Annotated in this window: 17 protein-coding genes; 3 read left to right on the forward strand and 14 right to left on the reverse strand. The window is 72.3% G+C overall.

Translation table 11 applies throughout. The features are described 5' to 3' along the window. Window positions 1-52: 52 nt before the first annotated feature. Complete coding sequence (locus BLW14_RS07500) at window positions 53-247, reverse strand: DUF3046 domain-containing protein (RefSeq protein WP_093705578.1); 195 nt, start codon at window positions 245-247, stop codon at window positions 53-55. An 80-nt stretch (window positions 248-327) separates the two neighbouring features. Between BLW14_RS07500 and BLW14_RS07505 the strand changes: the two genes are divergently transcribed. Next, entirely contained in the window at window positions 328-1,257 is a 930-nt protein-coding gene (locus tag BLW14_RS07505) for a hypothetical protein (protein ID WP_093705580.1), read from the forward strand. Between the two features lie 46 nt (window positions 1,258-1,303). On the opposite strand, the gene BLW14_RS07510 is transcribed toward BLW14_RS07505, so the two are convergent. The 3 genes from BLW14_RS07510 to BLW14_RS07520 are packed head-to-tail and all read right to left on the reverse strand — an operon-like array spanning window position 1,304 to window position 3,270. Next, window positions 1,304-1,609, reverse strand: coding sequence for an AzlD domain-containing protein (locus BLW14_RS07510; RefSeq protein ID WP_093705582.1), 306 nt, complete (start codon window positions 1,607-1,609; stop codon window positions 1,304-1,306). Next, window positions 1,606-2,397 (reverse strand): AzlC family ABC transporter permease, encoded by a 792-nt coding sequence (locus BLW14_RS07515; RefSeq protein WP_093705584.1) that lies wholly within the window; start codon window positions 2,395-2,397, stop codon window positions 1,606-1,608. Before BLW14_RS07515 ends, BLW14_RS07510 begins: the two co-directional genes overlap by 4 nt. A gap of 9 nt (window positions 2,398-2,406) precedes the next feature. Next, complete coding sequence (locus tag BLW14_RS07520; protein ID WP_093705586.1) at window positions 2,407-3,270, reverse strand: AraC family transcriptional regulator; 864 nt, start codon at window positions 3,268-3,270, stop codon at window positions 2,407-2,409. Between the two features lie 101 nt (window positions 3,271-3,371). Here BLW14_RS07520 and BLW14_RS07525 point away from each other — a divergent pair, with 101 nt between their 5' ends. Next, a complete protein-coding gene (locus BLW14_RS07525; RefSeq protein ID WP_093705588.1) occupies window positions 3,372-8,033 on the forward strand; it encodes an Lhr family helicase in 4,662 nt (1,553 codons plus the stop codon). 142 nt (window positions 8,034-8,175) lie between these two features. Continuing rightward, window positions 8,176-9,006, forward strand: a complete 831-nt coding sequence (locus BLW14_RS07530) for a DNA-formamidopyrimidine glycosylase family protein (RefSeq protein ID WP_093705590.1) — start codon at window positions 8,176-8,178, stop codon at window positions 9,004-9,006. A gap of 39 nt (window positions 9,007-9,045) precedes the next feature. Here the strand turns inward: BLW14_RS07530 and BLW14_RS07535 are convergent, their stop codons facing one another. The 10 genes from BLW14_RS07535 to BLW14_RS07580 all read right to left on the reverse strand — a co-directional run bounded on the left by BLW14_RS07535 (window position 9,046) and on the right by BLW14_RS07580 (window position 18,386). Continuing rightward, a complete protein-coding gene (locus BLW14_RS07535) occupies window positions 9,046-9,309 on the reverse strand; it encodes a hypothetical protein (protein WP_093705592.1) in 264 nt (87 codons plus the stop codon). Between the two features lie 168 nt (window positions 9,310-9,477). Further along, window positions 9,478-9,675: a CsbD family protein gene (locus BLW14_RS07540; protein WP_093705594.1), complete on the reverse strand. Its 198-nt coding sequence runs from the start codon at window positions 9,673-9,675 to the stop codon at window positions 9,478-9,480. Between the two features lie 40 nt (window positions 9,676-9,715). Then, complete coding sequence (locus BLW14_RS07545) at window positions 9,716-10,186, reverse strand: Dps family protein (protein WP_093705596.1); 471 nt, start codon at window positions 10,184-10,186, stop codon at window positions 9,716-9,718. 254 nt (window positions 10,187-10,440) lie between these two features. Continuing rightward, window positions 10,441-10,824, reverse strand: coding sequence for a helix-turn-helix domain-containing protein (locus BLW14_RS07550; RefSeq protein WP_018105285.1), 384 nt, complete (start codon window positions 10,822-10,824; stop codon window positions 10,441-10,443). 109 nt (window positions 10,825-10,933) lie between these two features. Beyond that, complete coding sequence (locus BLW14_RS07555; RefSeq protein WP_093705598.1) at window positions 10,934-11,443, reverse strand: CinA family protein; 510 nt, start codon at window positions 11,441-11,443, stop codon at window positions 10,934-10,936. After that, window positions 11,440-12,156 carry a CDP-diacylglycerol--glycerol-3-phosphate 3-phosphatidyltransferase gene (pgsA, locus tag BLW14_RS07560; RefSeq protein WP_093705600.1) on the reverse strand — a complete coding sequence of 239 codons (717 nt, stop codon included), beginning with the start codon at window positions 12,154-12,156 and terminating at the stop codon, window positions 11,440-11,442. Before pgsA ends, BLW14_RS07555 begins: the two co-directional genes overlap by 4 nt. Continuing rightward, window positions 12,153-13,631 carry a 30S ribosomal protein S12 methylthiotransferase RimO gene (gene rimO, locus BLW14_RS07565; RefSeq protein WP_093705602.1) on the reverse strand — a complete coding sequence of 493 codons (1,479 nt, stop codon included), beginning with the start codon at window positions 13,629-13,631 and terminating at the stop codon, window positions 12,153-12,155. Before rimO ends, pgsA begins: the two co-directional genes overlap by 4 nt. A 132-nt stretch (window positions 13,632-13,763) precedes the next feature. Beyond that, window positions 13,764-14,564: a helix-turn-helix domain-containing protein gene (locus BLW14_RS07570; RefSeq protein ID WP_093705604.1), complete on the reverse strand. Its 801-nt coding sequence runs from the start codon at window positions 14,562-14,564 to the stop codon at window positions 13,764-13,766. 201 nt (window positions 14,565-14,765) lie between these two features. Further along, window positions 14,766-17,525 carry a DNA translocase FtsK gene (locus BLW14_RS07575; protein ID WP_093710671.1) on the reverse strand — a complete coding sequence of 920 codons (2,760 nt, stop codon included), beginning with the start codon at window positions 17,523-17,525 and terminating at the stop codon, window positions 14,766-14,768. A 186-nt stretch (window positions 17,526-17,711) separates the two neighbouring features. Further along, on the reverse strand, window positions 17,712-18,386 hold the full coding sequence (locus BLW14_RS07580) for a response regulator (RefSeq protein WP_093705606.1): 675 nt from the start codon (window positions 18,384-18,386) through the stop codon (window positions 17,712-17,714). Window positions 18,387-18,516: the final 130 nt, after the last annotated feature.

The raw sequence follows: 18,516 nt of genomic DNA on the forward strand, positions 1-18,516 counted from the left end.
GAGGGATCGCCTCCGGTCGGGGCGGAAGGGCCTGAGCCGGGACGGCGGGGCCTCAGCGCTTGTCGGCGGGGATGTCCATCGCCCTGCAGACCCCGCGCCAGACGTCCTTGGCCTCCCAGCCTGCCGCGAGCGCCTCGTGGACCGTACGTCCGCCCAGCTCGGCCATCACATGGTCGCGCGCGAAGGAATCCGCGTAGCCCGCGCCGAAGTGGTCCGCCATCCGTTCCCAGAAAATCGTCAACCGCATGCCCTCAGTATCCCGCTCCTGAGAGTGCAGCCGGACGGCTCCGGCCCTGCTCGGGGCACCTGACGCCCTACGGTCGGTCCATGGCTGCAACTGGAACAAGTCCCCTCGACCGTGCCGAGCAGTTCATCTGGCTCACGGCCCGCGTCCTCGAACAGCGGCGGTTCGCCCACCAATTCCTGGCCGCAGGCGCGGACCCGGTGGAGACGGCCCTCGCCGCGTACGCCAACGAGGACGGCGGCTACGGCCACGCGCTCGAACCCGATCTGCGGGGCCCCGTCAGTCAGCCGCTGCACACGGCCCACGCGCTCAGCGTCCTCGACTCCATCGGCCGTTGCGGCGGCCTGCGGGTGGAGCGGATCTGCCGGTACCTGACCGCGGTGTCGACCAGGGAGGGCGCCCTGCCCGCCCTGCTTCCCACACAGCGGGGCTATCCGGCGGCCCCCTTCATCCCGATCGTCGACGACCCGCCGGCCGAGCTGCTGGCCACCGGTCCCGTCGTCGGGCTGCTGCACCGCAACGCGGTGTGGCACGCCTGGCTCTTCCGGGCCACCGACTACTGCTGGTCGGCCGTGGACGCCCTGGACGTGTCGCACCCGTACGAGATCGAGGCGGCCGTCGCCTTCCTGGACGGGGTGCCGGACCGGCCCCGGGCGGAGGCCGCCGCCGAAAGGCTGGGGCGGCTGGTACGCGAACAACGGCTCGCGGTGCTCGATCCGGAGCGGCGCGCGGAGTACCCGGTGGCGGCCGGGTACGCGCCCGGCGAGCAGCACTTCCCGTACGACTACGCCCGCACACCTGAGTCGCTCGCGCGGCGATGGTTCACCGACGCCGAGATGGAGCGCGCGCTCGACCACCTCGCCGCCGCGCAGGAGCAGGACGGCGGCTGGCCGGTGACCTGGCGGCAGTGGGCGCCCGGGACGGCACTGGAGGGGCGCCCTCTGGTGACCCTCAGGGCGCTGGAGGCCCTGAGGGCCCACGGTCGCGCCCTGGGCCGGGGGGATGCCGGGTAAGGGGCAGGGCCCATGGAGCGAGCCCCTTACCGATGAAGGCACCGGCTCACCCCAGTGCGCGCACCCCGGCGGTGACGACCACGGCCGCGCCCACGACCACCAGGAAGGGGGCGCGCAGGACGAGGGCGAGCGCCGCCGCCGCAAGGCCCGCGCCCCTGGCGTCCAGGGCCAGGTGCTGTCCGTCTCCGAAGGTCTGCTGGGCGGTGAGCGCGGCCAGCAGGGCCACCGGCAGCAGCCCGGCGAGGCGCTGCACGAGAGGGCGTTCCAGAGCGCCCGCGGGCACCAGAAGACCGAGGAGTTTGGCGAAGTAGCAACCGGCGAAGGTGAGGGCGATGGCGATCCAGACGTTCATCGGCCGTCCTCCGCCCCGGTCGCGCCGGCGTCCTTCGCCGCGTGCGCGTCGCCGCCCTTGGCCCGCCCCATCAGGAACAGGACGACAGGAGCAGCGAGCGCGGACAGCAGGACGGGCACCCCGGCCGGCAGCACCGGCAGGAAGCCGAGGGCCAGCAGGACGGCGAGCCCTGCGGTGACGCGCTCCGTCGTCGACTTCAGCATCGGGGCGAGCAGGGCGAGGAAGACGGCCGGGCTCGCCGCGTCGAGCCCCCAGGCGTCGGTGTCGCCGAGAGCCCCGGCTCCCAGAGCGCCCACCAGGGTGGTCAGGTTCCACAGTACGTAGAGGGTGGCCCCGGTGACGGTGAACCCGATCCGCGCGGCCCGCCGGGTGGGCTGAGGCAGCGTTACGGCGGTCGTCTCGTCGATGACCCACTGGGCGGCGAGCGGGCGCACGGCGCGCGGCAGGGCGAGGAGCTGTGACAGGCGCAGCCCGTAGAAGGCGTTGCGTACGCCGAGGAAGAAGGCCCCGGCGGCCGCGGTGTACGGGTTGCCGCCGGCGGCGAGCGCGCCGACCAGGGCGAACTGGGAGGCGCCGGTGAAGACGAGCAGGCTGAGCGCGCACGTCTGGAGCAGGCTCAGGCCGGAGCCCGCCGAGGTGACGCCGAAGGCGAAGCCGGAGAGGCCGACGGCTATGCCGACGCCGAGTGCGTCGCGTACGACGGCCGAGTCCGGTTCGGCCCCGGCTGCGAGTGTGCTGCCGCCGGCCGGTTCGGCGGTGGTGCGAAGGGGTGCTGTCTGTTCTGCCACGCCCGCACGCTACCGGGACCGCTCCGGACCGGTCTTGTACGTTCTTGCACGTTCGCGCTGGTAGGCGCCGGGCGGTACGCCCACGATCCGGGTGAAGTGACGGTTGAGATGCGGCTGGTCGGTGAAGCCGACCTCCGCCGCAGCGACCGAAGGGGCCGTGCCCGCGTCGAGCATCCTGCGCGCACGCCGCACCCGGGCGTCGGTGAGCCAGGTGTGCGGAGGCATGCCGTACTGCTTCTTGAACGCGCGCAGCAGGGCGAAGGGGCTCGTGCCCAGCTCACCGGCCAGTGCCTCCAGGGTCGGCGGGTCGGCCATCCGGGACTCCAGCAGGGCGCGGGCGCGCGCCGCGTCACGGCCCCCTGCGGCGCGTGGCACGCGGAGGGGGAAGGCGCCGCCGTGCCGGGCGAGCAGGCGGGTGACGGCGATCCGCAGCACGCTGTCGGCGGCCAGGGCGTTGCCCTCCTCTGCCGCCCGGTGGACCTCGTGTATCAGCCGGGCCGCGTACGGATCGGCCACCCCGGTCTCGGTGAAGCCGACGGTGCCGCGCAGGTCCGTCGTATCGGCGGCGATGTCGTTGATCACCTGTGCGGACGGGTAGAGCGTGTCGTACACCCAGCCTTCGGGGACCCCCGCCCGGGCGCTGTGCGGCACCTCCGGGTTGATCATGACGACGGTGCCGGGGCCCGCGTACAGGGTGCCGCCCGGTGTTCCGATGGCCTCGACGCCCTGGCTGACCGAGGCGAGCACGAAGCCCTCGTGGCTGTGGCGCGGGAAGGTGTGCCGGATGTAACGGGCGCGCAGCAGGTCGAGGTCGGGCAGTTCGGCGTAGCTCCAGTGCCTCGCCCACTCCACCGGTTGCTGTGCTCCTGCCATGGTGGGATTGTCGCAGCTCGCGGGGGCCCGGGCCGTGGGTGCGGGGGCTCGCCCAGCGGTTGCCGGGGCCGTTGTCAGTGGCGGGGTGCACGATGGGGAGCATGACCGGCTCCGCACTCGATTCCTTCTCCCCCGCGACCCGCAGTTGGTTCACGGGGGCCTTCAGCGCGCCGACCGCCGCGCAGGAGGGCGCCTGGCGGGCGATCGGCGAGGGGTCGGACGTGCTGGTCGTCGCGCCGACCGGCTCGGGCAAGACGCTGGCGGCCTTCCTCGCCGCGCTGGACCGGCTGGCGGCCGTCCCGCCTCCGGCCGAGGCGAAGAAGCGCTGCCGTGTGCTGTACGTGTCGCCGCTCAAGGCGCTCGCGGTCGACGTGGAGCGCAATCTGCGCTCACCACTGACCGGCATCCGCCAGGAGTCGGTGCGCCAGGGCCTGCCCGAGCCCGAGGTCCGGGTGGGCATCAGGTCGGGTGACACGCCCGCCGCCGAGCGCCGCTCGATGGCGACCCGCCCGCCGGACATCCTGATCACCACCCCCGAGTCGCTCTTCCTGATGCTGACCTCCTCGGCCAGGGAGGCCCTGGCCGGCATCGAGACGGTGATCCTGGACGAGGTGCACGCGGTGGCGGGCACCAAGCGCGGCGCCCATCTCGCCCTGTCGCTGGAGCGCCTGGACGAACTGCTCCCCCGGCCCGCCCGGCGGATCGGCCTGTCGGCCACCGTCCGGCCGGTCGACGAGGTGGCGCGCTTCCTCTCGCCGCGGCGCAAGGTGGAGATCGTCCAGCCGCCGTCCACCAAGCAGTTCGACCTGTCGGTGGTCGTGCCGGTCGAGGACCTCGGCGAGCTGGGCGGCTCCCCCGCCACGGACGACACCTCCGGGGAGGCCGAGAAGCCGTCGATCTGGCCTCATGTGGAGGAGCGGATCGCCGATCTCGTCCAGGCCCACCGCTCCACCATTGTCTTCGCCAACTCCCGCCGCCTGGCCGAGCGCCTGTGCAACCGGCTCAACGAGATCGCGTACGAGAGGGCCACCGGCGAGACCATGCCGGAGGCCCACTCCCCCGCCGAGATCATGGCGGAGTCCGGGGCGGCCAAGGGCGCCCCCGCCCTGCTCGCCCGCGCGCACCACGGGTCGGTCTCCAAGGAGCAGCGCGCCCAGGTCGAGGAGGACCTCAAGGCGGGCCGGCTGCCCGCGGTCGTCGCCACCTCCAGCCTGGAGCTGGGCATCGACATGGGTGCGGTGGACCTGGTGATCCAGGTCGAGTCGCCGCCGTCGGTCGCCTCCGGACTGCAACGGGTCGGCCGGGCGGGCCACCAGGTGGGCGCGGTCTCCACCGGTGTCGTCTTCCCGAAGTACCGCGGCGACCTGGTGCAGGCGGCCGTGGTCACCGAGCGGATGCGCACGGGCTCCATCGAGGCGCTGCGCGTCCCGTCCAATCCGCTGGACGTACTGGCCCAGCAGCTGGTCGCGATGGTCGCCCTGGACAGCTGGCAGGTGGACGACCTGCTCGCGGTGGTCCGCCGGGCCGCGCCCTTCGCCTCGCTGCCCGAGTCGGCGTTCACGGCGGTCCTCGACATGCTCGCGGGCCGCTATCCGTCGGACGCCTTCGCGGAGCTGCGCCCCCGCGTCGTCTGGGACCGCGTCGCCGGTACGGTCACGGGCCGCCCCGGCGCGCAGCGCCTCGCCGTCACCTCGGGCGGAACGATCCCCGACCGCGGCCTCTTCGGGGTCTTCCTCGCCGGCTCCGACCCCAAGAAGGGCGGCGGCCGCGTCGGTGAGCTGGACGAGGAGATGGTCTACGAGTCCCGGGTCGGCGACGTCTTCACGCTGGGCACGACCTCCTGGCGGATCGAGGACATCACCCGCGACCGGGTCCTCGTCTCCCCCGCCCCCGGCGTCCCCGGGCGGCTGCCGTTCTGGAAGGGCGACCAGCTGGGCCGCCCGCTGGAGCTGGGCCGCGCGCTGGGCGCCTTCCTGCGCGAGCTGGGCGGGCTCTCCCCGGAGGACGCCCGGGACCGCCTGCTCTCCGCCGGCCTGGACACCTGGGCCGTCGACAACGTCCTGGCCTACCTCGACGAGCAGCGCCGGGCCTGCGGTCACGTCCCGGACGACCGGACCATCCTGGTCGAGCGCTTCCGGGACGAGCTGGGCGACTGGCGCGTCGTCGTGCACTCCCCGTTCGGCGCGCAGGTGCACGCCCCGTGGGCCCTGGCACTCAGCTCCCGTCTCGCCGAGCGGTACGGAATGGACGCGCAGGTCATGCATGCCGACGACGGCATCGTGCTGCGGCTGCCCGACGCCGACATGATGGGCCTGGACCTTCTCGACTTCGACCCGGCGCAGGACCCGGCTCAGGACGCCTCCGCACCGCTCGCCCCGGCCAACGCCTCCTTCGACAGCGACCAGCCCCCGGTCGGCGCCTCCGACGTGGCCTTCGACAAGGGCGAGATCGCGCAGATCGTCACCGACCAGGTCGGCGGCTCCGCCCTGTTCGCCTCCCGGTTCCGCGAGTGCGCCGCCAGGGCGCTGCTGCTCCCCCGCCGCAGCCCGGGCAAACGCACCCCGCTCTGGCAGCAGCGCCAGCGCGCCGCGCAGCTTCTCCAGGTCGCCTCCGAGTTCGGCTCCTTCCCCATCGTTCTCGAAGCGGTCCGCGAGTGCCTCCAGGACGTCTTCGACGTCCCGGGGCTCACGGAAGTGATGGGCGATCTGGAGGCCCGCCGCATCCGCCTGGTCGAGGTCACCACCCAGGAGCCCTCCCCCTTCGCCCGTTCGCTCCTGTTCGGGTACGTCGCCCAGTTCCTGTACGAGGGCGACTCGCCGCTCGCCGAACGGCGCGCCGCCGCGCTCTCCCTGGACTCCCGGCTGCTGGCCGAGCTGCTGGGCCGGGCGGAGCTGCGCGAGCTGCTGGACGCCGACGTCCTGACCGAGCTGGAGCGGGAGCTCCAGTGGCTGGCGGACGACCGCCGGGTCAAGGACGTCGAGGGCGTCGCGGACCTCCTGCGGGTGCTCGGCCCGCTCACCCAGCAGGAGCTGGCCGAGCGCGGGGCCGAGCCCGCGTGGGCACCGGAGCTGGAGTCGGCCCGCCGGGCCATCCGGGTCCGGATCGCCGGCGCCGAGCACTGGGCGGCGATCGAGGACGCGGGCCGGCTGCGCGACGCCCTGGGCACGGCGCTCCCGGTGGGTGTCCCCGAGGCGTTCACCGAGCCGGTCAAGGATCCCCTCGGCGATCTCCTCGCCCGGTACGCCCGTACGCACGGCCCGTTCACCTCGACCGCGGCCGCCGCCCGCTTCGGCCTCGGCACCGCGGTCACCGACGGGGCGCTGCAACGGCTCGCGGCGTCGGGCCGGGTCGTCCAGGGCGAGTTCCACCCCGCGGGCATCGGCCAGGAGTGGTGTGACGCGACGGTCCTGCGGCGGCTCCGACGCCGTTCGCTCGCCGCCCTCCGCCACGAGCTGGAGCCGGTCCCGCCCGCCGCCCTCGCCGGGTTCCTGCCGCAGTGGCAGCACCTCGGCGGCAACAGCCTGCGCGGGATAGACGGACTGGCCCGCGCCATCGAGCAGCTCCAGGGCGCCCCCGTCCCCGCCTCCGCACTGGAACGGCTCGTCCTCCCCGGCCGTGTCACCGGCTACACCCCCGCGCTCCTCGACGAGCTGACCACCACCGGGGAGGTCGTGTGGGCGGGTGCCGGCGCGCTGCCCGGCAAGGACGGCTGGCTCTCCCTCTACCTCGCCGACAGCGCGCACCTGCTCCTTCCCCCGCCCCGGCCGCTGGAGCTCAGCGCACTGCACGAATCCGTGCTGACCGCGCTCGGCGGCGGATACGGCCTCTTCTTCCGCCAGATCGCCGACCAGGTGCGGGCCACCACCCACCCCGACTGCACCGATCCGCAGCTGGCGGACGCCCTGTGGGACCTCGCCTGGTCGGGCCGGCTGACCAACGACACGCTGGCGCCGCTGCGCTCCCTCCTGGGCTCGGGCCGCACCGCCGGATCGACCGCGCACCGCGCCCGCCGCAACGTCCCGCGCGGCCGCTACGGCGCCCTCACCGCCGCCGCGCGCCCCGCCTCACGCACCGGGCCGCCCACGGTCTCGGGCCGCTGGTCCCTGCTCCCGGCCATCGAGCCCGAGCCCACGCACCGCGCCCACGCCCTGGCCCGCACCCTGCTGGACCGGCACGGCGTGGTGACCCGGGGCGCCGTCCAGGCGGAGGGCGTCGAGGGCGGGTTCTCGGCGGCGTACCGGGTGCTGTCGGCCTTCGAGGACAACGGACAGGCGCGCCGGGGCTACGTCGTGGAGGGGCTGGGGGCGGCGCAGTTCGCGATGGACGGCGCGGTGGACCGGCTCCGCGCCGTCTCCACCGCCCGGGACCGTACGGAGCCGGGCGCCGATCCCCGCGCCCTCGTCCTCGCGGCGGCCGACCCGGCCAACGCGTACGGGGCCGCGCTGCCGTGGCCGGAGCCGCCGGACGGGGCCGGGCACAAGCCGGGCCGCAAGGCGGGCTCGCTCGTCGTCCTGGTGGACGGCGAGCTGACGCTGTACATGGAGCGCGGCGGCAAGACACTGCTGGCCTGGCCCACCGATCCGGACGACCCCGCGCTCCGGGCTGCGGCCGCGGCGCTGGCCTCGGCGGCCCGCGCAGGAGCCCTCGGCACGGTGACCGTCGAGCGCACCAACGGCGTCTCCGCCCTGACCTCGCCCCTGGGACGCACCCTGGAGGCGGCCGGCTTCCTCGCCACCCCGAGGGGCCTGCGCCTGCGCGCGTGACCCGCACCGGGCCCGCCTCGCCCCGGTACTCCCGCGGAAGAACGCCTCGACGCCCCACCTACGCAGCCCCGCGGAAGGCCCCCGCCTCGCCCACGAAGCCCCCGGAACCCCAGCCCAGCCCGCCCCGCCGCATCATGGAGGCATGCCCGAAGGAGACACCGTCCTGCAGACCGCCGGGCGGCTGCACCACGCGCTGGCCGGTCAGGTCCTCACCACGTCCGACTTCCGCGTCCCCCGGTTCGCCACCGCCGACCTCACCGGCCGGGCGGTCCTGGACGTCATCGCGCGGGGCAAGCATCTGCTGACCCGGATCGAGGGCGGGCTCACCCTGCACAGCCACCTGCGGATGGACGGCGCCTGGCGGATCTACGCCCCGGGCGAGCGCTGGCGCGGCGGCCCCGCCCACCAGATCCGGGCGGTCCTCGGCAACGCGGCGCACACTGCCGTCGGCTACCGCCTGCCCGTACTGGAGCTCCTGCGGACCCGGGACGAGGAACAGGCGGTCGGCCATCTCGGACCCGATCTGCTGGGCCCGGACTGGGACGCCGACACCGCCCTGCGCAATCTCCTGAGCGACCCCGCCCGCCCCCTCGGCGAGGCCCTGCTCGACCAGCGCAACCTGGCCGGCATCGGCAACATCTACAAGGCGGAGCTCTGCTTCCTGGCCCGCGCCACCCCCTGGCTCCCCATCGGCGAGCTGCCCGCCCCGACGGCCGCCCTGCTGGTCAGCACGGCACAACAGCTGCTCGACGCCAACCGGGACCGCCCGAACCGTGTCACGACCGTGGGCGGCCGCTCCCGTACCGTCGCCAACGCGGCAGCCCGCGCGCGGAGACCGAGCGAGACCCTCTGGGTCTACGGCCGGACGGACCGCCCGTGCCTGCGCTGCGGAACCCCGATCCGCGCGGCCGAGCAGGACGGCCGTCCCGCGTACTGGTGCCCCCGCTGCCAGTCGGGCCCGGCCCCTGCGTAAGACAGCGCGCTCAGCACAGCACCGGCATGCGCCCCGCCCCTACCTGACGACCCACTGCCGCCATGACCGCACCGCTCTCCGTATCCAGGCCGTGCCGCGCCGCAGCAGCCCCGTCGCGGCGTCGAAGACGCCTATGGGACGGGCGGTCGCCGCCACGTGCACCGGTAGGAGGCTCAGCCCCCAGCCGCCCGCCGCCATCGCTCCCTCGACCACCCCGGCGCGCGCCGGTTCGAGGACCAGCCGCAGCACGGCCCACCACCACAGCCCGCAGAGAACGAGCGCCGGTACCCATCGCCGTACCATGGCTGCCTCCTCCGGCCGAACCTAGTCGCACCCGCCGTAGTGGGCGAGAGCGCACCGTTGCGCCACCGGCGCGCGCGGGGCGCCCTCACCACCCCGCCGCACCACCGCCCCCGTCTCAGCGATGAGCCCCCACCCGCGGGTGGGGGCTCATCGCGTGAGCGGGGCGGGTCAGCCCTTGTCGTCGGACAGAGAGTCCTTGAGGCCGCCTGCCCGGTCGCGGGCGCCGTCCATGGCGTCCTTGGTCTTGCCCTTGGCCTGGTCCGACTTGCCCTCGGCCTCCTTGCGACGATCGCCGGTCATCTTGCCCATGGCTTCCTTCGCCTTGCCGGTGATCTTGTCCTTCGCGCCTTCGTTCTTCATGCTCATTCCTCCATTGGGGAGAACCGGTGGGTGTCGCGGTATCCGCTTAGGCGCTTTCGGCCTGGAACATCCACGCGTGCTTCTCGAGGTCGGCGGTCAGCGTGATCAGGATGTCCTGGCTGACCGGGTCGGGGCTCTCGGTCACCTCGATGCGCTCACGCATCCGTCCGATCACCACGCCCAGGGCGTCGACCAGGGTCTTCACCGCGTCCACGTCCTTGATCCATCCTTCGGACACGGAGGCGATGGCCGTGCTCTTGGCGATCGTCGCGGCTCGGCCGTCCGGGTTGACGCCGAGCGCGGACGCCCGCTCGGCGACCGTGTCGGAGTGCTGGCGGGCCGTGTCGACGACGTCGTCGAGCTGGAGGTGCACGGACCTGAACCGCGGCCCGACCACGTTCCAGTGGACCTGCTTGGCCACCAGAGAAAGGTCGAGGAGATCCACAAGGGCGCCCTGGAGGGCGTCCCCGACGGTCTTGCGGTCGGTCTCGGACAGTGGGCTCTTCACCACAGGCATGCACGTCTCCGATCTGGAATCCGTTCCGTTCAGCACCATCCACGATGGCACAAACAACGCAAAACGGTCATTCGAGGAATCATCCGTACGGGATCGCCCCGGATTGATCCTCGGTCTCTCGTCCACCCGCCTGCCCCCCATCTGCCCGCTGACACCCCGGTTCCGCGCACGAAATCCCCCAGAGCATGCGAAAGCCCCGGCCCACCCCACGAAGGGGAGGACCGGGGCCTCGGCTTCACACCGAACCGATCGGATCAGGCGGCGACGACGTCCACCGCTTCCGCGGGTGCCTTGATGGTCACCCGCCCCGTCGGCACACCCGCCACCGAGGTAACGGAGACGGAGTTGAGCATGGGGCGCACCGGTACAGGTACCGGATCGCTGGCCGCTGCCGACTCGGCCAGTTCGGCCAGGGACAGCTCATCGCTCACTTCACGCATGAGCTCGGACATCCGTACGTCAAGCGCGTCGCAAATGGCGGAGAGCAGTTCGGAGGATGCCTCCTTCTGCCCCCGCTCCACCTCGGAGAGATAGCCGAGCGAAACTCGGGCGGACGAGGAGACTTCGCGCAGAGTACGGCCTTGGCGCTGGCGCTGCCGACGCAGCACGTCACCCAGCAGGCGACGGAGCAGAATCATCGGTGGCTCCCTCCTCGGACCGCGTAGCCGCATCCTTCACGCCCCACCGTACCGCCTAGCGCTGCGGCCGTGCGGGGAGCGATGTCGTGTTCACTCAGGGCTGCAAACATCAATTCCCCCCGTTCTCTTCCGTATCCTGTGCGCTCGCATTCTTGTCGAGTTCGCCTGAGAGCAGGTCGAGCGCGCTTCGTACGCTCTCCTTACGGATGTCCGCACGGTCGCCGTTCAACCGCAGGGCAGCCACTTTGCCGGTGCCGTGCGGGCCGCTGACCGCGACAAAGACCGTTCCGACGGGCCGCCCGTCCTGTGGTTCGGGGCCGGCGACGCCGGTGGTCGCCACTCCCCAGTCTGCGCCCAGAGCCCGTCGTGCGCCTGTTGCCATCTGGCGCGCGACCTCGGCGTCGACCGCCCCGCGCTCCGCCAGCAGGTCCGCGTCGACCCCCAGGACTTCACTCTTGAGGGGGGTCGCGTAAGCCGTGACCGAGCCGCGGAAGGCCTGTGAGGCGCCGGGTACGGACGTCAGTTCGGCCGCGACCAGGCCGCCGGTCAGCGACTCCGCGACGGCGAGGGTCTCCCCCCGCTCGACGAGCAGCCGCAGCACCCGGCCCGCGGCAGTCACCGCTCGGCCTCCGCCGCGCTCCGGGCCGAGGAGAGCGTCCCGGCCACCTCGGAGGCGTTTTCGGCCGCACGCTGCGCCGCCAGCCCCTGGCGGCGCAGCACGACCGCCTGGCGGACGTAGTCGAGGCCGGTGACGACCGTCAGCACGACGGCCACGCCCATCACCCAGAAGCGGAGGGTGGCCAGCGGGCCGGTCAGCGCCAGGACGTACATCCCGACCGCCGTCCCCTGCGCCAGCGTCTTCATCTTGCCGCCGCGGCTGGCCGGAATGACTCCGTGCCGGATCACCCAGAACCGCATCAGCGTGATGCCCAGCTCGCGGAAGAGGATCACGCCCGTGACCCACCAGGGCAGGTCGCCCAGATACGACAGGCAGACCAGCGCCGCGCCCATGATCGCCTTGTCGGCGATCGGGTCGGCGATCTTCCCGAAGTCGGTGACCAGGTTGTACGTGCGCGCCAGATGCCCGTCGAACAGGTCGGTGATCATGGCGATGGCGAAGGCGGCCCAGGCGAAGGAGCGCCAGGCCGGGTCGTAACCGCCGTTGTGGAGCAGCAGCACCACGAAGCCGGGGACGAGCACCAGCCGGGCCATCGTCAGGAGGTTGGCGATGTTCCACAGACTGGCCTGATTGACCGCCGCGGCGCCCAGCTTTCCGCCGCGGACCGGCGTCGCGCCGGAGCCGCCTGTCGCGGATGCCGGGACTCCGGTCATCTGGTTACCTCCACAAGCTCACTGCACTCGGCGATCAGGTCCACGCCTTCGGTGCCCACGACCTTTGCCTCGACCATACGGCCCGGGACCAGACCCTCGCGTGTGGTGAAGAGCACCTGGCCATCCGTTTCGGGTGCCTGGTGCGCGGCCCGGCCGATGGCGCGCGGCTCCTCCTCGGTGGGTTCGACGGACTCGACCAGCACCTGGAGCGTTTCGCCCATGCGCTCCTCGGCCCGCTGCGAGGTCAGCTCCTCGGCGAGCTGGGAGATGTGGGCGAGGCGCTCCGCGATGACGTCGGCGTCGAGCTTGTTCTCGTAGCCGACCGCTTCGGTGCCCTCCTCGTCGGAGTAGCCGAAGACGCCGATGGCGTCGAGGCGGGCACCCGTGAGGAACCGTTCCAGCTCCGCGAGGTCGTCCTCGGTCTCGCCGGGGAAGCCCACGATGAAGTTGGAGCGGGCGCCGGCCTGCGGTGCCTTGCCCCGGATCGTGTCCAGCAGCTCCAGGAAGCGGTCGGTGTCGCCGAAGCGGCGCATCGCCCGCAGCACGGCGGGCGCGGAGTGCTGGAAGGAGAGGTCGAAGTAGGGCGCGACCTTCGGCGTCGAGGTGAGGACGTCGATGAGACCGGGCCGCATCTCGGCGGGCTGGAGGTAGCTGACGCGGATGCGCTCGATGCCGTCGACGTCCGCGAGCTCCGGCAGCAGGGTCTCCAGGAGACGGATGTCACCGAGGTCCTTGCCGTACGAGGTGTTGTTCTCGGAGACGAGCATGACCTCCTTCACGCCCTGCTCGGCCAGCCAGCGGGTCTCGCCGAGCACGTCGGAGGGGCGCCGGGAGATGAAGGAGCCGCGGAAGGACGGGATGGCGCAGAAGGAACAGCGACGGTCGCAGCCGGAGGCCAGCTTGACCGAGGCGACGGGGCTGGTGCCCAGCCGGCGGCGCAGGGGCGCACGCGGCCCGGAGACCGGGGCGACGCCCTCCGGCAGGTCGGCGGGGGCAGGGGCGACGTCTTGCGCGTGGCCGGGCAGGGACACGGTGGCGTCCTGCCGCTCGGCGGGGCTGATCGGCAGCAGCTTGCGGCGGTCGCGGGGGGTGTGGGAGGCGTGGATGCCGCCGTTGAGGATGGTCTGGAGGCGGTCGGAGATGTCGGCGTAGTCGTCGAAGCCGAGGACGCCGTCCGCTTCCGGCAGGGCCTCGGCGAGGTCCTTGCCGTAGCGCTCGGCCATGCAGCCGACGGCGACGACGGCCTGGGTGCGGCCGTGGTCCTTCAGATCATTGGCTTCGAGGAGGGCATCGACGGAGTCCTTCTTGGCGGCCTCGACGAACCCACAGGTGTTGACGACGGCGACATCGGCATCGGAGGCATCCTCGACGAGCTCCCAGCCGTCCGCTGCCAGGCGGCCTGCGAGCTCCTCCGAGTCCACCTCGTTACGGGCGCAGCCAAGAGTGACAAGGGCGACGGTACGGCGTTCGGGCATGGACTCAAGACTACTTTGTCCCGGCACCTGCCCCGGCGCGGAGGGTTGGGGCGCTACCCGGAGTGACAAAGCGGCGAGCGCCCGGCACGGTGGCCGGGCGCTCGCCGCGCCGCTGTATTCCGGGCCGGACGATCAGCCGACCTCGGGGTCGCCCTTGGTGTACGAGAGCCGCTCGACCTGTCCCGGCTGGAACTGGTCCTCGACCTTCTTGCCGTTGACGAAGAGCTCGACCGACCCGGCGTTGCCGAGAACGAGGTCGACGCGTTCCTTGTCCTGGAAGGTCTTCGACTCGCCCTGCTGGAGCGTGCCGTCGAACAGCGACCTGCCGTTGTGGTCCTTGGCCGAGATCCAGCTCTTGCCGTGGGTGGCGCTGAGCTTGACCGTGACCTTGTCCTGGGGCGCCGCTGCGATGGCGCTCTCGGACGGGGCCGGCTTGGGGTCGGCGGGCTTGCTGGCGGAGGGTTTGGGGGCGATCTTGTCGGACGTCGGGCCCTCGGCGACGCGGCCGGCGGTCGAGGGTTCGTCGCCGCCCTTGAAGAAGGTGAAGCCGACGAAGCCGATCACGGCGACGATCGCCGCGACCATGGCCGCGGTCCAGTTGGGCCGGCGGGGTTCGGAACGGATGCGTTCGGCTTCGAACAGCGGCGCCGCCGGAGTGGGCGCGGGACGGCCGCCGTGCTCGGCGTCGTACTGCGTGACCAGGGGTTCGGGATCGGTGCCGACTGCACGGGCGAATGTACGGATATGGCCGCGGGCGTACACGTCGCCGCCGCAGCGGGAGAAGTCGTCCTGCTCGATCGCGTGCACGATGGGGATGCGCACCCGGGTGGACGTGCTGACCTCTTCGACCGTGAGGCCTGCGGCCAGACGAGCCTGCTGAAGCACTCGGCCGATCGAAGGCCGGTCGTCTTCGGGGGAGTTGCCGATGGACACGGGGGCGCCTTTCGAGCGTGAGCCACCTGCTGGGTGTTCAGTCTAGGGGGGGTACGAAAGGGTGGGGCAACCGGGCGGGTGGACTTTGTACGCCATCAGATTCGAACAGAGCCGGTTTCGCCGGGCCGCCCCGGGGAGGGACGTCCCGTCCCTCCCTTCAACTTGACGTACGGCCCGGCGAAACGGTTGCCCGCAAAACTCTTACGAACCGGTTTCCCCGCGAATCTGCGCCAACACCCCGTCGAGCTCGTCCGGTTTCACCATGACGTCGCGCGCCTTGGACCCCTCGCTCGGTCCGACGATGTTGCGCGACTCCATCAGGTCCATCAGACGTCCGGCCTTGGCGAAGCCGACGCGCAGCTTGCGCTGGAGCATCGAGGTCGATCCGAACTGGGTGGAGACGACCAGTTCGGCGGCCTGGCACAGCAGGTCGAGGTCGTCGCCGATGTCCTCGTCGATCTCCTTCTTCTGCTTCGTCCCGACCACGACGTCGTCGCGGAAGACGGGGGCCATCTGGTCCTTGCAGTGCTGGACGACCGCCGCGACCTCGTCCTCGGTGACGAAGGCGCCCTGCATGCGGACCGGCTTGTTCGCCCCCATCGGGAGAAACAGTCCGTCACCCTTCCCGATGAGCTTCTCGGCTCCGGGCTGGTCCAGGATGACGCGGCTGTCGGCGAGCGACGAGGTGGCGAAGGCGAGCCGGGAGGGCACGTTCGCCTTGATCAGGCCGGTGACGACGTCCACCGAGGGGCGCTGTGTGGCGAGCACCAGGTGGATGCCGGCGGCGCGGGCCAGCTGGGTGATGCGGACGATCGAGTCCTCGACGTCGCGCGGGGCGACCATCATCAGGTCGGCGAGCTCGTCGACGATCACCAGCAGATACGGGTACGGAGCCAGCTCCCGTTCGCTGCCCTCGGGTGTCTTGAGCTTGCCTGTGCGCACCGCGTGGTTGAAGTCGTCGATGTGCCGGTAGCCGAACGCCGCGAGGTCGTCGTAGCGCAGATCCATCTCGCGCACGACCCACTGGAGGGCCTCGGCGGCCTTCTTGGGGTTCGTGATGATCGGCGTGATCAGGTGCGGGATGCCCTCGTACGCGGTCAGCTCGACGCGCTTGGGGTCGACGAGGACCATCCGGACGTCCTCCGGTGTCGCCCGCACCATGATCGAGGTGATCAGGCAGTTGATGCAGGAGGACTTGCCGGAGCCGGTCGCACCGGCCACCAGGACGTGCGGCATCTTCGCCAGGTTGGCCATCTCGTAGCCGCCCTCGACGTTCTTGCCGAGCGCGACGAGCATGGGGTGGTCGTCCTCCGCCGCGTCCGCGAGCCGCAGCACGTCGCCGAGGTTGACCATCTCCCGGTCCGAGTTGGGGATCTCGATGCCGACCGCGGACTTGCCCGGGATCGGCGAGATGATCCGGACGTCGGGGCTGGCGACGGCGTACGCGATGTTCTTGGCGAGCGCCGTGATCCGCTCGACCTTCACGGCCGGGCCGAGCTCCACCTCGTACCGCGTCACCGTCGGCCCCCGCGTGAAGCCGGTGACCGCGGCGTCCACCTTGAACTCGGTGAAGACGTTGGTCAGCGAGGCCACGATCGCGTCGTTGGCGGCGCTGCGGGTCTTGCCGGGCCCGCCGCGCTCCAGCAGGTCGAGCGAGGGCAGCGAGTACGTGATGTCGCCGGAGAGCTGGAGCTGCTCGGCGCGGGCGGGCAGCGGCTGCGACTCGGAGCGCTCGGGGGCCGGCTTGGTCAGATCCGGTACGCCGGCGGCCGGCGTCGGCTCCGCACGCTTCCCGGCGGGCTTCGCGGCCGGCTCGGCCTCCCGGGCCCCCGGCACCGGTGTGCCCGTGCGTTCGCGGTCCACCGAGACGCCCTGCGTCAGGTCGGCGACGACCGGCGAGGGCGGCATGCCGTTGAGCACGGCCCCGTCCAGCGCTGCGGCCGCGGCTGCGGCGACGTCCACCGCGTCCATCGGGCGGTTCATCGCGGGCTGCACGGAGGGCCTGCGCGGCCTGCGGCGCTTGGTCAGCGCCTCGGACTCCGCGACGTCCGGGTCGTACGCGTCGGGCGCCCGGGAGCGCCGCGAGCGGGCCGGCAGAGCGTCGCGCCACTGCTCGTCGTACCGCTCGTCGTCGCCCTCCTGCGCCTCGGGGTCGTACGCCGGTTCGACGATGCCCAGTTTGACACCGAGGAGCCGCAGCCGCTGGGGGATGGCGTTCACCGGGGTCGCGGTGACGACCAGGAGGCCGAAGACGGTGAGGAGCAGCAGCAGCGGAACGGCCAGCACCTCGCCCATAGCGAAGATCAGCGGCTTCGACGCGGCCCAGCCGATCAGGCCGCCCGCGTCCTGCATGGCCTCGGTCCCCTCGTCGCGCCCGGGCGAACCGCACGCGATGTGGACCTGGCCGAGGACACCGATGACCAGGGCGGAGAGGCCGATGACGATGCGGCCGTTGGCCTCGGGCTTCTCCGGGTAGAGGATCAGCCGCACTGCGATGGCGCCCAGCAGTATCGGCACCAGCAGGTCGAGCCGGCCGAACGCGCCGGTGACGAGCATCTCCACGAGGTCGCCCACGGGACCGCGCAGGTTCGACCAGGTGCCCGCGGCGACGATCAGCGCGAGGCCGAGCAGCAGCAGCGCGACACCGTCCTTGCGGTGGGCGGGGTCGAGCCCCTTGGCGCCGCGCCCTATGCCGCGGAACATCGCGCCGACGCCGTGGGCCGCGCCGAGCCAGACGGCCCGCGCCAGCCGGTAAACCCCGCTCGTGGGCGAGGGCGCCGGCCGCGGTGCGGCCTTCTTGGCCGCCATCTTCCTGGCGGGCGCCTTCTTCACGGGCGCGGTCTTCTTCGCTGCGGTCTTCTTGGCGGGCGCGGCTTTCCTCGCCGGACCCGGGCCACCGCCGACGCGCTTCGCGGTGCCCGCAGTGCCCTGGGAACCCTTGCCGGACGTACGTGAGGCCATGGGGCCGAGGTTACCGGTGTATACGCCGGTGAACACGTGCGCGTACCGGTTCACCCGTCCGTGTCGCCCTGCGGGAGCCGGAAACTGACGCGCCCTCACCGGCAGGCGCACGCCGAACGCCCGCGACCGCCGGTCAGTTGCTCCCCGCTCCCCCGAAGGCGCCCCGCCCGCAAGGCGGGTGCGCCGTCACGAGGGGACGGCCGCCGAAGCGCCGCCGGTTCCGGGCTCCAGCGCGTCCAGCGCGCGGCGCAGCCCGGTCAGCTTCCGTTCGAGATGGGCGGCGGTCGCGACCGCGCCCGCGTCCGCCGATTCGTCGTCGAGCTGCTTGGACAGCGCCTCCGCCTGCTCCTCGACCGCGGCGAGCCGCGCGGAGAGTTCGGCCAGCAGACCCGCCGGCTCCTTCTCCTGCTGGGTGGCCTGTCCGCCGCCCTCCAGCTGGAGCCGCAGCAGGGCCGCCTGCTCCCGCAGCTGGCAGTTCTTCATGTACAGCTCGACGAAGACCGAGACCTTGGCGCGCAGCACCCAGGGGTCGAACGGCTTCGAGATGTAGTCCACCGCGCCGGCCGCGTAACCCCGGAAGGTGTGGTGCGGACCGTGGTTGATCGCGGTGAGAAAGATGATCGGGATGTCCCGGGTCCGTTCCCGCCGCTTGATGTGCGCGGCGGTTTCGAAACCGTCCATGCCCGGCATCTGGACGTCCAGCAGAATGACCGCGAAGTCGTCCGTGAGCAGCGCTTTGAGCGCCTCCTCCCCTGACGATGCCCGTACCAGTGTCTGATCGAGCGCAGAGAGGATGGCCTCCAGCGCCAGCAGATTCTCCGGCCGGTCATCGACCAGGAGGATCTTGGCCTTCTGCACCATGGCCCGTCCTCCTCGCCCCGGAATTGCACCGGGCGCCGCCCCGGGGGACGGCTCCCTTACGCCGTCCGTCCTTGTGCCGGTCATGGTAGCCGCACCCTGACGGTCACCACACCCTGTCACCGCGATGTCA

The organism is Streptomyces sp. 2131.1 (assembly GCF_900105515.1).
GTDB classification, from domain to species: Bacteria; Actinomycetota; Actinomycetes; order Streptomycetales; family Streptomycetaceae; genus Streptomyces; species Streptomyces drozdowiczii.